Here is a 13,570-nt window from a genome sequence, read left to right as displayed (position 1 = left end):
GACGAGAACGGCGGGCGTGGCGGCGCGAGGTTCGCCGGAGCCGAAGACACCCGTTACTCGTCTTTACTCGTCGACGGCTTTCGGGGGAGGCGGCGGGGCAGGGGGCAGGGGCTGTTGCTGCTGGGGAGGTTGTGGGAGCGGTTGCTGGGCCTTTTCCAGGAAACGCAGCAGCTCCACCGGGAACGGCAGGACGAGCGTGGAGTTCTTCTCGGCGGCCACCGCCACGACCGTCTGGAGCAACCGCAGCTGGAGCGCGGCGGGCTGGTCGGACATCTCCTTCGCCGCCTCGGCGAGTTTCTTCGACGCCTGGAGCTCGGCGTCCGCGTTGATGATCCGCGCCCGTCGCTCACGGTCGGCCTCGGCCTGGCGGGCCATCGAGCGCTTCATGGTGTCCGGCAGGGACACGTCCTTGATCTCGACGCGGTCGATCTGCACGCCCCACCCGATGGCCGGGCTGTCGATCATCAGTTCCAGGCCCTCGTTGAGCTTCTCCCGGTTCGACAGCAGGTCGTCCAGCTCGCTCTTGCCGATGATCGACCGCAGTGAGGTCTGCGCCATCTGCGAGACGGCGAAGCGGTAGTCCTCGACGTTGATGATCGCGGCCGCCGCGTCCATCACCCGGAAGTAGACGACCGCGTCGACCCGCACGGTCACGTTGTCGCGGGTGATGCCCTCCTGGGCGGGAATGGGCATCGTCACGATCTGCATGTTGACCTTGCGCAGCCGGTCCACGGCCGGGACGATCAGTGTGAACCCCGGCGGTCGGACATCGCCGCGCAGCCGGCCGAGCCGCAGGACCACCCCGCGCTCGTACTGCTTGACGACCCGGGCGGCCGCCCCCAGGTACACAAGGCCCCCGGCGGCGACCACCGCGGCCGCGCCCAGCAACTCCTCGAGCATGACGACCTCCTCAGCAAGAGGTCAGTAACAGTCGTTCTGTCTGCTTCTGTAACGATATGCCCGGCGTCCGGTCCGGGGCCACGCGGTGGGCTCCGGGCCGGACGGCGAGCGCGGGGCGCTGTGAGCCGCTTCGGGCGCTAGCCGGTCGTGACCGGTTCCGTCACCTTTACCGGTTCCGTGACCTTCACCGGCTCCGTGCCGACCGCGCTGTGACGCTCGGCCCAGGTCTCCAGGGCCGTACGGCAGGCGTGGTCGAGGTGGTGCAGGCCGGAGAGGTCCAGCTCGACGGGGCGGTCCTGCGGGAGGGACTCCAGGCTGTCGAGGATCTTCGGCAGACGCAGGAACGTCGCGTTGCCCGACAGATACGCCTGGACGGGTCCTGCGCCCTTGTCGACGACCTCCAGCCGCAGGTGCGAGGCCTCCCACGCGGTCTTGGCGACGGCCAGCGAGAGACCGATGAGGACGCCCTCGAACATGCTGACCGCGACGATCGACACGGCCGTGACGACCAGGATCAGCGCCTCGCCGCGGTGCTCGCGCCACAGCCCCACGATCGCCCGCACGGGCACGAGCTTGGCGCCCGCGTGCACGAGGATGCCGGCCAGCGCCGGGATGGGTATGTACGCCAGCACGTCCGGCAGCAGGGCCGCGAACAGCAGCAGCCACAGCCCGTGCAGCACGCGGGACGCCTTCGTCCGCGCGCCCGCCTGCACGTTGGCCGCGCTGCGCACGATCACCGCGGTCATGGGCAGCGCCCCGAGCACTCCGCACAGGGCGTTGCCCGCGCCCTGCGCCATCAGCTCCTTGTCGTACTCGGTGCGCGGGCCGTCGTGCAGCCGATCCACCGCCGCCGCGCTGAACAGCGACTCGGCGGACGCGATCAGGGTGAACGCGACGATCGTGCCGAGCAGACCGACCGCTGCCAGATCGCCGAAGGCGGACAGGGGCGGCGGCTGGATGGAACCGAGCAGGCCCTGTACCTCGACGGTGGCCACGGGCAGGTTCAGCAGCAGCGCGGCGAGCGTCGCCAGACCCACCGCGGCGAGCGGACCGGGCACCGTCCGGACCTTTGCCGGCAATCGCTTCCACAACACCAGTACTGCGATGGTGCCGGCGCCGAGCGCGAGCGAGGCCGACGCGTCGGCGTTGCCGACCGCGTCCACGAGCGCCTCGGGCAGCCCGGCGATCTTCTCCAGGCCGGACTCCGGCGCCTTGGCGCCGACCACCGAGTACAGCTGACCGGCTATCAGCACCAGGCCGATTCCGGCCAGCATGCCCTCGACGACCGAGACCGAGATGGCCCGGAAGTAGCGCCCCAGCTTCAGGGCGCCCATGGCGATCTGCAGAGCGCCGGTCGCGAGGACGATCACTCCGAGGGCGGGCAGGCCGAACTCCTGCACCGCCTCGAAGACCAGCACGGTCAGACCGGCCGCCGGACCGGACACCTGCAGGCTGCTGCCCCGCATCAGCCCGGTGACGAGGCCGCCGACGATGCCGGTGACGAGCCCGAGCTCGGCCGGCACGCCGGAGGCCACGGCCACGCCCACGCACAGCGGGAGCGCCACCAGGAACACGACGAGTGAAGCGGCGAAGTCCTGCTTGAGGTGGGGGAACCTGGATATTCGCTGGGGGGTTTCGTTGGTCATCGCGGCGCTCACAGGGCCTCGAAGCCGTCGGTGTCCACGCGGTGTTCGCGTACGGCACCGGTGTGCACCTCGTAGTACCAGCCGCGCACCCGCAGTCGGCCGTCGGCCAGCCGCTTCTCCACGCACGGGTAGGAGCGCAGCCGCAGCAGCTGGGCGAGCACATGGTGCTGCACCGCCCGCATGACCGTCGGGTCGTCGGGGTCGGTGGAACCCGGCTCGTCCGCGGCGTGCGCGAGCCAGTCGCGGACGGCGGGGACGCCGTCGAGGTCGTCGCCGCGCACCAGCGCGCCGACGGCGCCGCAGTGCGAGTGGCCGCAGACCACGACGTCCTGGACGCCGAGGACCTCCACGGCGTACTCGATGGTGGCCGCCTCGCCGGTGGGGCGGTCGGAGACGTACGGGGGCACGATGTTGCCCGCGGTGCGCAGCTCGAAGAGCTCGCCGGGGCGGGCGCCCGTGATCAGGGCGGGAACGACCCGCGAATCGGAGCAGGTGATGAAGAGCACCTGCGGGGACTGGCCCTCGGCGAGCTTGGCGAACTCCTCAGGGCGCTGTCCGAACGTACGGGCGTTGTCGATGAGGGGCTGCATGACGTGGTGACTCCTCCTGGCGCGCCGTGGGGGCGCGTCGGATGTGCAGGACACAGGACAGGTGGGGGATCTGCTGCTGCGCTCTGCTCTCTCAGCAGCGGAAGACCTGAAGTGCCGCCGGAGAGTGGGCCGTCGAGGATCTCGACGAGCGGTGATAGGAGTCGCCGGGCCGGGCCGGCTGATGCTCGGCCGCGGGATCCTGCGCCAGCAGCGCGCGCTCGGGCTCCTGGGGGGCCGACGCGGCGGAGGCGGAGGTTGCGGCACGGTGACGTTCGCGGGTGCGCAGGGGGTCGGCGGGGCCGCCGGTGGGGGTCTCCCCGCTCGAGGCCGTTCGAGAGTGGGGGAGGTCGCAGTCGCGCAGCGTGGCGATCTCGTCGCGCTTCGCCTTGGCGGAGAGTTTGATTCCGGGCTGGGTCTTGGCCTCGACCTGACGCACCGTGTGCGCGTGTGCGAAGGATGACGTGGGAGCGAAGAAGGGGAGGGCGAGCAGAACGGCGGCGAGGACCGCGATCACGGCTCGGGCCGTCGTGCCTCGGAACATGCGCCTCCCTCCCAACGATTCGCTCTTCCAGTCCAGGCCAACGATTGGTCAACGACTGGTCAAGAAACACGTTAACCCTGCGAAGTTGTTTGCAGGGTTAACTGGGCGTTTCGAGATGAGGTGCGCCTCAAAAGCGAGGGGTGAGTGGCGCGAACCGACTCTTGACCTGACGATCAAGATCGACTAGTGGGTCTCTACGAGTCGCCCCGCGTCGCGGGCCAGCGCGGTGAGCCGGGAGATCGCGCGGAAGTACTTCTTGCGGTACCCGCCGTTCAGCATCTCCTCGCTGAACAGCCGGTCGAAGGGCAGTCCGGAGGCCAGGACCGGGACCTCGCGGTCGTAGAGCCGGTCGGCCAGGACCACGAGCCTGAGGGCCGTCGACTGGTCGGGCACCGGCTGCACGTCCGTGAGGCAGACCGCCTTCAGGCCATCCGTGAGCGCGCCGTAACGGCTCGGGTGGACCTTGGCGAGGTGCTCCAGCAGGTGCGGGAAGTCGTCGAGCGAGGAGCCCTCGGTGGCGTACGCCGCCTTCGTCACCTGTTCGTCGGAGTACGGCGCCGGCGCCTTGGACAGCCCGCGGTGGCGGTAGTCCTCGCCGTCGATGCGCAGCGCCCGGAAGTGCGCCGACAGGCCCTGGATCTCGCGCAGGAAGTCGGCGGCCGCGAACCGGCCCTCGCCGAGCTTGCCGGGCAGGGTGTTGGAGGTGGCGGCGAGCGCGACGCCCGCGTCGACCAGCTTCCCGAGCAGCGTGGAGACGAGAACGGTGTCGCCGGGGTCGTCCAGCTCGAACTCGTCGATGCACAGCAGCCGGTGCCCGGAGAGCGTGCGCACCGTCTGCTGGAAGCCGAGGGCGCCGACGAGGTTGGTGAGCTCGACGAAGGTGCCGAACGCCTTGAGGGCCGGCGCGGCGGGGGTGGCGTGCCACAGGGACGCCAGGAGGTGCGTCTTGCCGACGCCGTAGCCGCCGTCGAGGTAGACGCCGCGTGGGCCGGCGGGCACTTTGGCCGCCTTCGCCCTGCCGAAGCCGAACAACCCCCGTTTGGCCGTACCCGTGGCGTGCGCCCCGCCGAGTCCGGCCGCGAAGCCCTCCAGGACGCCGACCGCCTCGGTCTGGCTGGGCTGGTTCGGATCCGGGATGTACGTGCTGAAACGGACCGAGTCGAAGCGCGGCGGCGGCACCATCTCGGCGACCAGCCGGTCCGCGGGGACGTGCGGCTGACGGGTGCAGAGGGAGGCCGGGACCGCGTCGGCTATCGGGCCGATGCCGGGGGCGAGGGAAGAGGACGACACGGTTCCCCATGCTACGGGGCGTGCCAGACTGCCTGGCATGCGACGGCTGTTCCCTGTGACCGACCAGACAGCGACGACAGACTCCGGCGGGATGCCGCCCGGGGCTCCCGGCGAGCCCGGGACCGCCGGGGCGGGCGGCCACCCGGCGGCGGACCGCGAGTGGAGCCTCGACGAGCTCGCCGACGCCTACACCTACCCCGAGCCCGGCCCCGGGGAGCCGCGGCCCTGGCTGCGCGCCAACATGGTGTCCACGCTCGACGGCGCCGCCCAGCACGATGGGCGCTCGCAGCCCATCTCCACCGCCACCGACATGCGGATCTTCGGCACGCTGCGGGGGCTCGCGGACGTGGTGGTCGTCGGCGCGGAAACGGTACGCCTGGAGGGCTACCGGCCCGCACGCGCGCGTGCCGAGTTCGCGGGGCGGCGCGAGGCGGCCGGGCAGGGGCCCGCCCCGGCCGTCGCGGTGGTCACCGCCAGCCTCGACCTGGACTTCTCGCTCCCGCTCTTCACCTCGCCACTGGTGCCGACCCTGCTTCTGACGGGCGCCGCGGCGGCCCCCGACCGGGTCGCGGCCGCGCAGCGGGCGGGCACGCAGGTGGTGATCGCCGGTGACGGTATGGGTGTGGACCCGGCCCGGGCCGTGGAGGCCCTCGCCGGACTCGGGCACACCCGGCTGCTGACGGAGGGCGGGCCCCGGTTGCTGGGGCAGTTCGTCGCCTCCGGGGTTCTCGACGAACTCTGCCTGACCGTCTCCCCGATGCTCACCGTCGGCGACGCGCAGCGGATCGCGGGCGGGCCGTCGGTCGCGGTTCCGCAGCGGTTCGTACTGGCATCGCTCCTGGAGGAGGAGGGGTTCCTGTTCGCCAGGTATCGAAAGCCGTGATGCCGGAAACGCGTCAGATCATCACCGATGGTCCTGAAATCAGCGGAATCAGCCGTTCCGTTTAGCTTCCGAAGGGCACACTGAATCTCGCAGTCCCCGTGCGAGCACGGGGAAGGATGGTTTCCGCAGGGTCGCGAACGGCCCACGGAGGAGAGAGGGCCACGGAGGTCCTCGAAGGAGAATGGGGCGCTGGTGTTCACAAGCGTTTTGATGATCGAGAAGGCCCTGACGTCCGCCGACGTGGAGTTCGTCAGCACCTTGCACGGGGACGAGCCGGTCTCCTTCCACGTCCTGCTCCAGCCGCGGGGCGACCAGGCGGACCGCTTGCTGCGGGCCATCGACGACGTGGCCCTCGGCGAGCTGGACGAGGCGGCGCGCGAGCGCGAGACGCCGGAGGGGGAGGCGGCGAAGGGGTTCGGCGAGCGGGCGCTCGCGGTGTCCCTGCAGGCGTTGCACGCGGCCGGCAACGAGGCGGTGGGCCGCCTGGTCGAGGACCATCCGCTGGACGCGCTGAAGTCCCTGGTCGGGGAGGTGGGGGCGGACGAGGTGATCGTCCTGACCGATCCCCACTACGTGGAGGAGTTCTTCCACCGGGACTGGGCGTCCCGGGCTCGGCACCGGGTGGGGGTGCCGGTGCTGAAACTCTTCTCACACAGCAAGGCGTAGGCAGCAAACCCCTACGACGCCCTCCTCCGCCTTGCAGGTGGACGCACCATTCCCCGCTCACCTGCGTCGATCAGGCACCGCTGCTTTCCTGCGACCTGATCCGCCGGACCGGCCCTGAGTCGGCCGGGACGGCCCTTGCGGAATAGGGTGGGGGCGCACTCTTCGCCGTAACGCACCCTGGGAGACAACTCATGGCACCCGGCCTTCCTACCGCCATGGACCGACCGCACTTCATCGGCATCGGCGGGGCCGGGATGTCGGGGATCGCGAAGATCCTGGCTCAGCGCGGGGCGAAGGTGGCCGGCAGCGACGCCAAGGAGTCCGGGACCGCCGCGGCGCTGCGGGCGCTCGGCGCGACCGTGCACATCGGGCATGCCGCCGAGCACCTCGCCGACGACGCGAGCTGTGTCGTCGTGTCGTCGGCGATCCGCGCGGACAACCCGGAGCTGGCCCGTGCGGCCGAGCTGGGCATCCCGGTGGTCCACCGCTCGGACGCGCTCGCCCGGCTGATGGACGGGCTGCGTCCGATCGCCGTCGCCGGCACGCACGGCAAGACGACCACCACGTCCATGCTGGCGGTGTCGCTGTCCGAGCTGGGGCTGAACCCGTCGTACGCGATCGGCGGCGACCTGGACGCGCCCGGCTCCAACGCGCTGCACGGCGAGGGCGAGATCTTCGTCGCCGAGGCGGACGAATCGGACCGCAGCTTCCACAAGTACGCCCCCGAGGTCGCCATCGTCCTCAACGTCGAGCTCGACCACCACGCGAACTACGCCTCGATGGAGGAGATCTACGAGTCCTTCGAGACCTTCGCCGGGAAGATCGTCCCCGGCGGCACCCTGGTGATCACCGCCGACCACGAGGGCGCCCGGGAACTGACGCGGCGCGTCGAGGGTGTACGGGTGGTGACGTACGGGGAGTCCGAGGACGCCGACGTGCGGGTCCTGTCCGTCGTCCCGCAGGGGTTGAAGAGCGAGGTGAGCGTCCTGCTGGACGGCGAGGAGCTCACCTTCACGGTCTCGGTGCCCGGCCGGCACTACGCGCACAACGCCGTCGCCGCGCTGGCCGCGGGCGTCGCCCTGGGCGTCCCCGCCACCGAACTCGCCCCCGCCCTGGCCGCGTACACCGGCGTCAAGCGGCGGCTGCAGCTCAAGGGCGAGGCGGCGGGCGTCCAGGTCATCGACTCCTACGCCCACCACCCGACCGAGATGACGGCCGACCTGGAGGCGATGCGAGCGGCGGTCGGCGAGGCCCGTATCCTCGTCGTCTTCCAGCCGCACCTGTTCTCCAGGACGCAGGAGCTCGGCAAGGAGATGGGCCAGGCCCTGGCGCTGGCGGACGCCTGCGTCGTCCTCGACATCTACCCCGCCCGCGAGGACCCGATCCCGGGCGTGACCAGCGCGCTGATCATCGACGCGGCCCGGGCGGCGGGCGCGGACGTCACCGCCGTGCACGACAAGGACGAGGCGCCCGCCGTGATCGCGGGAATGGCGAAGGCCGGTGATCTCGTTCTCACCATGGGCGCGGGCGACGTGACGGACCTGGGCCCGCGCATTCTGGACCGTCTGTGAAGCTGAGGGGCTGAGCTCATGTCGTACGACGTCGAAAAGCCGGACGAGCAGTGGCGGGCGGAGCTGACCCCGGCGGAGTACGCCGTGCTGCGGCAGGCCGCGACGGAGCCCGCGTTCACCGGTGAGTACACCGACACGAAGACGACGGGCGTCTACTCCTGTCGGGCCTGCGGCGCCGAACTGTTCACCTCGGAGACCAAGTTCGAGTCGCACTGTGGCTGGCCGTCCTTCTTCGACCCGAAGGACACCGACGCGGTGGAGCTGATCGAGGACCGCACGCACGGGATGGTGCGCACCGAGGTGCGGTGCGCCCGGTGCGGATCCCACCTCGGGCATGTGTTCGCCGGGGAGGGGTATCCGACCCCGACCGACCAGCGGTACTGCATCAACAGCATCTCGCTGCGGCTGGCGGCGGACGAGAGCTGACCAGGGGCTGACCGGCGCGGCTCACAGGTGCTTGCGCTGCACCAGCGCCGACAGCACCAGCATGCCCGGCAGCAGGGGCAGCCAGACCGTGAGCATCCGGTAGCCGAGGACCGTCGCCGTGGCCAGGCTCAGCGGGGTGCCGTAGCCGGCCAGGGTGAGGACGAGGGCTGCGTCGACCGGGCCGATCCCGCCCGGCGCGGGGACGGCCCCCGCCGCGGTGCTCGCCGCGAGGTGCACGAAGAGCAGCTGCGGCCAGGAGAGAGGGACGCCCAGCGCCGTCCCCACGGAGGCCACCACACTCGCCTGGATGAGCGGCGCCGCGAGCGCTCCGCCCCACAGGGGCAGGAAACGGGAGGGGCGGGTGTGCAGCCGGCGGACGTCGGTCAGGCCCGTACGCACGAAGTCCAGGGCCGGACGGCGCAGCGGCCGTACGAGAGCGAGCAGCACCGCGGCCGCCGTGGGGGCCAGCAACAGGCCCACGGCGGCCAGGAGCAACGTCCTGCCCTGCGGCAGGAGTCGGGCAGCGGGTACGGCCTCGGGCGCGGCGAGCAGGAACACCAGCACCACAGGCGTCTTCGCCACGGCCCTGACCAGGGAGTACAGGCCGATCGAGGCGCTGGCGCGGGGAAGCGGGACGCCCTGGCGCTGCAGAAAGCGGAGGGTGACCGCGTGCGCGCCTATGCTCGCGGGCAGCACATGGTTCGCGGCGCCCGCGGCGATCTGGGACGCCACCAGCAGGCCGGGCGGCAACCGGTCCAGGACCGCGCCCTGGCGGACACAGGCCGCGGCGACCGCGCCCAGGTAGGTGAAGAGGAGCCCGGCCAGCAGCCACCCGGGGTCGGCGGTGGCCAGGCGGGTGGTGCCGTCGCGCACGGCGTGCCAGTCGACCGCCGCCCACACCGCGAGGAGCAGCAGCGGGAGCAGGCTGAGGGCGCGGCGGGTGGCGGTGGAGGTCAGGGGGCGGGGGCGGTCGTCCGCGACGGGGAGCGGGGGCGGGGTCGAGGGATCGTCGAGGGGCAGCAGGGACACGGCGCACGTCGTCCTTCCGCGTCGTGACCGCGCGCGGCGGCTTGACGGATCGGGGTTGGGCCTGTCTGGGGAGGGGGACGGGGGTGTCGTTCCCCTCCGGTGTGACGGTGCGGTGTCCGGAAGCCGACGGAGTGCGGGCCGAGGGCGACCGCGGTGCGGTGAGGCGGGGGAGGCGCGGTGAGGCTGTGGGATTTCTGCCCGAACCCCCACGAGTTCATCCCGGCTCTCCCCCGAGGTTCACCCGGCCCGCAGCACCGCCGACCCTTCCCACCCGCCCCCGGCCCTCGCCGCGGGCGCGGCGGTCGCCGGTTGCCGGAACCGCTTACGACGGCTTGCCGCTCAGAGGCCGGGGCGCTGCCTGCGCAGGGCTGCCGGGCCGTCGCTCGTCGGCCGATCCGCGTCCGGTGCCCTCGGCAGGGTCATCGTGAACACCGTCGCCCCCGGCGCGTCACCCAGCTCCAGCGAGCCGCCATGGGCCCGCACCAGGGAGCGGGCGACCGACAGGCCGAGGCCGCTGCCGCCGCGGTCGCGGCTGCGGGCCTTGTCGACGCGGTAGAAACGGTCGAAAACGCGTCCACGGTCGCCGGCCGGAATGCCCGGGCCCTTGTCGGTCACATGGACCCCTGCCGTCTCCGGAGCGAGAGTCACCTCGACGCAGACCGGGGTCCCGGCCGGGGTGTGCACGGCCGCGTTGGTGAGGAGGTTGTCCAGGACCTGGCGGATGCGGTGCGGGTCCATCCGCAGCGGTACGGCCGCCGGGCCCGGGGACACCGTCAGCGGATGCCCGGGGTGGCTCGCGCGGAACGCGTCGGTCGCCTGCTCGACCAGCTCGACCAGGTCCGCGTTCTCCATCCGCAGGGGCGTCTCCACCTCGGCCGCGTCCAGGCGGGCCAGCAGCAGGAGGTCGTCGAGGAGGAAGCCCATCCGGGCCGCCTCGGCGCGCAGCCGGGCCAGGTGCTTGTCCCGCTCCTCGGGCGCGTTGGCGGCCGCGTACTGGAAAAGGTCTGCGTAACCGCGTACCGACATCAGCGGCGTGCGCAGCTCGTGCGAGGCGTCGGCGACGAAACGACGCAGCCGCTGTTCCGCCTCCGCGCGCACGGCGAGCGAGCCGTCGATGTGCTCCAGCATCGTGTTGAAGGCCGTGCGCAGCTCCTCCACCTCGGGGCCGCCGCCCGGTGAGTCCGCCCGCAGGGGGAGGCGGGACGCCGACTCGGTGAGGTCGTGCGAGGCGATGCCGTGCGCGGTGTGCGCCATGTCGCTCAGCGGTTTCAGGCCGCGCCGCAGCAGCGCCCGGCCGAACACCACCAGGGCCAGCAGCGCCAGGCCGAAGGTGACGACCTGGATCGTGATCAACTGCCGGACGGTGTCCTCGAGGTCGTCCATCGGCGCGCCGCTGATCAGCACCACGCCGGGCTCCACCTCGCAGGCGCGCAGCCGGTACTCGCCCTTGCCCGTGAGGTGCACGGTGCGCACCAGCTCGGTCTCGGCGACGGTCTGCGCCTTGGCCAGGGCGGTGAGGTCGTCGACGTCCTCGGGCACGTCACCGGGGTCCTCGGGCTTGCGCAGCACCGGCTCGCCGTCCCGCACGTCGTACACGGCGTAGTACCAGCCCCAGTACTTCTTCCCGGTCAGCGAGCCGGAGTCCACGATGCTCTTGGACTGCGCGACCTGGGCGATCGCGAGCTGATCGTTGAGCTGGGCCGACAGATAGTCCCGCATATAGGTCGTCATGGCCGTGCCGACCACCGCGAACACCACCAGCGACAGTGCGCCGAGCCCCAGCGCCAGCCGGGTGCCGAGCCGCAGTCTGCGGTACGACTGCCAGAGTCGGCCGATCACTCGGCCGCCTGCCGGATCACGTATCCGAAACCGCGTACCGTCTGGATCAGCGGGTCGTCGCCCGTCGCGTCGAGCTTGCGGCGCAGTCGGCTGACGACCAGCTCGACGACGTTGGAGCGGCCGCCGAAACCGTATTCCCAGACATGATCGAGGATCTGCGCCTTGGTGAGCACGGTCGGGGACTTGCGCATCAGGTAGCGCAGCACCTCGTACTCGGTCGGGGTGAGCGTCAGCAACTTTCCGCCGCGGCGGACCTCCCGGGTGTCCTCGTCCATCGTGAGATCCGACACCCGCAGCACGGAACGCTGGAAACCGGGGCCGGTGCTGCGCCGCAGCACGGTCCGCAGCCGGGCCATCAGCTCCTCCACGGCAAACGGTTTCACCAGGTAGTCGTCGCCGCCCCGGGTCAGCCCCGCGACCCGGTCGGCGACCCCGTCGCGGGCCGTGAGAAAGACGACCGGCACCATCGTCCCGGTGTTCCGCAGACGGTCGAGCACGCCGAAACCGTCGATGTCGGGCAGCATCAGGTCGAGCACCACGATGTCGGGATGGAAGTCGGCGGCGCGGCGCAGCGCCTCCTCACCCGAGTTCGCGGTGACCGCGTCCCAGCCCTCGTAGCGGGCGACCGTCGCCACGAGATCGGCGATCGGCGGGTCGTCGTCCACGACGAGGAGGCGTACTTTTTCCACCTCCACATAGTGCGCCACCCACCCCCCGGCGCCAGACCCGCGTCCCACTCACACCCCGATCGATAAGATCTTGAAAGTTGTACGACAGGAAAACGACAGCGAAGCACGGACAAGCTCTGTGTTCTGAGGACCCGATCTAGGAGTTTCCGTCCGTGACGACTGTCCAATCGCCTCCCGTCCCCCCCACGGCGATACGTCCCAAAGTAGTGGCCCGCACGAGCCTGTACGCCGTGCTGGCCGCGAACGCGGCCGTCGTGACCCTCTTCGCCGTCCAGGCCGGCTTCGCCTCCAACGCGCTGGTCGTGATCGGCCGTTTCGCCGGCCTGTACGGCGCCCTGCTGATGGCGTTCCAGCTGCTACTGGTGGCCCGACTGCCCTGGCTGGACCGCCGCATCGGCATGGACCGGCTGACGAACTGGCACCGCTGGACCGGCTTCGGCCTGCTGTGGACGCTGGTCGGGCATGTGGTGTTCATCACCTTCGGCTATGCCCAGTCCTCCTCGATGAACCCGGTGAGCCAGCTGGTGAACCTCGCGGAAACCGTCGAAGGCGTTTTCCGCGCGGTGGTCGCCCTGGTGCTGATCCTGGTCATCGGCGGCGTCTCCGCCCGCTGGGCCCGCCGTCGCCTCGCCTACGAGACCTGGCACTTCATCCACCTGTACACCTACGTCGCCGTGGTGCTGGCCTTCACCCACCAGGTCGCGGTCGGCACCACGTTCACCGCGTCCTCCGCCGCCACGGCGTACTGGTACACCGTGTGGACCGTCGCCCTCGGCTCGGTGTTCCTGGGCCGGCTGGCCCTGCCGCTGTGGCGCAACTGGCGCCACCAACTGCGCGTCGAGGCGGTCGTCCCCGAGGCCGACAACGTCGTGAGCGTGTACATGACCGGTCGGGATCTGGACCGGCTGCCCGCCCGGGCCGGCCAGTTCTTCCTGTGGCGGTTCGTGACCAAGGACCGCTGGTGGCAGGCGAACCCCTTCTCCCTGTCGGCCGCCCCCGACGGCACCCGGCTGCGGCTGACCGCGAAGGCGGCCGGCGACGGCTCCGCGGGCCTGCGCCACATCAAGCCCGGCACCCGGGTCTTCGCCGAGGGCCCCTACGGCGCCTTCACCGCGATGCACCGCACCCGTCCGGAGTCCCTGCTCATCGCCGGCGGCGTCGGCGTCACCCCGATCCGGGCGCTGCTGGAGGAGATCCACGGGCACGCCGTGGTCATCTACCGGGTGACCGGCGAGCGCGACGCCGTCCTCTACGACGAGCTGCGCGACCTCGCCGTCGCCAAGGGCGCCGAACTGCACCTGGTCACCGGGCCGTCGGTGCCCGACCGGCTGGCGCCGCGCGAACTCGCCGCCCTCGTGCCGGACATCGCCGAACGGGACGTCTTCCTGTGCGGGCCGCCGCCGATGATGAACGCGGTCCTCGGCACCCTGCGCGAGCTCGACGTGCCCAAGACGCAGATCCATTTCGAGCGCTTCAGCCTGGCGGGATGAGAGAGACGAC

General features: G+C 71.4%; 13 protein-coding genes. 5 read left to right on the top strand and 8 right to left on the bottom strand.

The genetic code is table 11. The features are described 5' to 3' along the window. Positions 1-63: 63 nt before the first annotated feature. From ACIBTS_RS01950 to zapE, 5 genes are all read right to left on the bottom strand, one after another. Positions 64-900 carry a slipin family protein gene (locus ACIBTS_RS01950; RefSeq protein WP_399315859.1) on the bottom strand — a complete coding sequence of 279 codons (837 nt, stop codon included), beginning with the start codon at positions 898-900 and terminating at the stop codon, positions 64-66. Positions 901-1,037: 137 nt separating this feature from the next. Further along, positions 1,038-2,546, bottom strand: a complete 1,509-nt coding sequence (locus ACIBTS_RS01945; protein WP_399315858.1) for a SulP family inorganic anion transporter — start codon at positions 2,544-2,546, stop codon at positions 1,038-1,040. 8 nt (positions 2,547-2,554) lie between these two features. Further along, positions 2,555-3,136: a carbonic anhydrase gene (locus ACIBTS_RS01940; protein WP_079658897.1), complete on the bottom strand. Its 582-nt coding sequence runs from the start codon at positions 3,134-3,136 to the stop codon at positions 2,555-2,557. A 91-nt stretch (positions 3,137-3,227) separates the two neighbouring features. Beyond that, positions 3,228-3,677, bottom strand: a complete 450-nt coding sequence (locus ACIBTS_RS01935) for a hypothetical protein (RefSeq protein WP_399315857.1) — start codon at positions 3,675-3,677, stop codon at positions 3,228-3,230. 183 nt (positions 3,678-3,860) lie between these two features. Next, complete coding sequence (zapE, locus tag ACIBTS_RS01930) at positions 3,861-4,967, bottom strand: cell division protein ZapE (RefSeq protein WP_399315855.1); 1,107 nt, start codon at positions 4,965-4,967, stop codon at positions 3,861-3,863. 37 nt (positions 4,968-5,004) lie between these two features. Here zapE and ACIBTS_RS01925 point away from each other — a divergent pair, with 37 nt between their 5' ends. The 4 genes from ACIBTS_RS01925 to msrB all read left to right on the top strand — a co-directional run bounded on the left by ACIBTS_RS01925 (position 5,005) and on the right by msrB (position 8,513). Further along, entirely contained in the window at positions 5,005-5,850 is an 846-nt protein-coding gene (locus tag ACIBTS_RS01925) for a pyrimidine reductase family protein (protein ID WP_399315853.1), read from the top strand. Positions 5,851-6,042: 192 nt separating this feature from the next. Next, complete coding sequence (locus ACIBTS_RS01920; protein WP_319676555.1) at positions 6,043-6,516, top strand: indole-3-glycerol phosphate synthase; 474 nt, start codon at positions 6,043-6,045, stop codon at positions 6,514-6,516. Between the two features lie 191 nt (positions 6,517-6,707). Then, the gene (gene murC, locus ACIBTS_RS01915) at positions 6,708-8,087 is read left to right on the top strand and encodes a UDP-N-acetylmuramate--L-alanine ligase (protein ID WP_399315852.1); all 1,380 of its coding nucleotides are present in this window, start codon (positions 6,708-6,710) and stop codon (positions 8,085-8,087) included. Positions 8,088-8,105: 18 nt separating this feature from the next. After that, positions 8,106-8,513 (top strand): peptide-methionine (R)-S-oxide reductase MsrB, encoded by a 408-nt coding sequence (gene msrB / locus ACIBTS_RS01910; RefSeq protein WP_319676557.1) that lies wholly within the window; start codon positions 8,106-8,108, stop codon positions 8,511-8,513. 21 nt (positions 8,514-8,534) lie between these two features. On the opposite strand, the gene ACIBTS_RS01905 is transcribed toward msrB, so the two are convergent. The 3 genes from ACIBTS_RS01905 to ACIBTS_RS01895 all read right to left on the bottom strand — a co-directional run bounded on the left by ACIBTS_RS01905 (position 8,535) and on the right by ACIBTS_RS01895 (position 12,070). Then, positions 8,535-9,542 carry a YbhN family protein gene (locus ACIBTS_RS01905; RefSeq protein ID WP_399315851.1) on the bottom strand — a complete coding sequence of 336 codons (1,008 nt, stop codon included), beginning with the start codon at positions 9,540-9,542 and terminating at the stop codon, positions 8,535-8,537. 339 nt (positions 9,543-9,881) lie between these two features. Then, entirely contained in the window at positions 9,882-11,381 is a 1,500-nt protein-coding gene (locus ACIBTS_RS01900; RefSeq protein WP_399315850.1) for a sensor histidine kinase, read from the bottom strand. Next, positions 11,378-12,070, bottom strand: a complete 693-nt coding sequence (locus tag ACIBTS_RS01895; protein ID WP_079664703.1) for a response regulator transcription factor — start codon at positions 12,068-12,070, stop codon at positions 11,378-11,380. Before ACIBTS_RS01895 ends, ACIBTS_RS01900 begins: the two co-directional genes overlap by 4 nt. A 152-nt stretch (positions 12,071-12,222) precedes the next feature. Here ACIBTS_RS01895 and ACIBTS_RS01890 point away from each other — a divergent pair, with 152 nt between their 5' ends. After that, on the top strand, positions 12,223-13,560 hold the full coding sequence (locus ACIBTS_RS01890) for a ferric reductase-like transmembrane domain-containing protein (protein ID WP_399315849.1): 1,338 nt from the start codon (positions 12,223-12,225) through the stop codon (positions 13,558-13,560). Positions 13,561-13,570 lie beyond the last annotated feature (10 nt).

Source organism: Streptomyces sp. NPDC050121 (genome assembly GCF_044460385.1).
Lineage (GTDB): Bacteria > Actinomycetota > Actinomycetes > Streptomycetales > Streptomycetaceae > Streptomyces > Streptomyces soliscabiei.
This window is presented reverse-complemented; position numbering and strand designations above follow the sequence as displayed.

Bases quoted from the DNA above. Each gene is read 5' to 3' on its own strand.
- ACIBTS_RS01950 (WP_399315859.1), bottom strand. From the start codon at position 900: ATGCTCGAGGAGTTGCTGGGCGCGGCCGCGGTGGTCGCCGCCGGGGGC.
- ACIBTS_RS01945 (WP_399315858.1), bottom strand. From the start codon at position 2,546: ATGACCAACGAAACCCCCCAGCGAATATCCAGGTTCCCCCACCTCAAG.
- ACIBTS_RS01940 (WP_079658897.1), bottom strand. From the start codon at position 3,136: ATGCAGCCCCTCATCGACAACGCCCGTACGTTCGGACAGCGCCCTGAG.
- ACIBTS_RS01935 (WP_399315857.1), bottom strand. From the start codon at position 3,677: ATGTTCCGAGGCACGACGGCCCGAGCCGTGATCGCGGTCCTCGCCGCC.
- ACIBTS_RS01925 (WP_399315853.1), top strand. From the start codon at position 5,005: ATGCGACGGCTGTTCCCTGTGACCGACCAGACAGCGACGACAGACTCC.
- murC (WP_399315852.1), top strand. From the start codon at position 6,708: ATGGCACCCGGCCTTCCTACCGCCATGGACCGACCGCACTTCATCGGC.
- msrB (WP_319676557.1), top strand. From the start codon at position 8,106: ATGTCGTACGACGTCGAAAAGCCGGACGAGCAGTGGCGGGCGGAGCTG.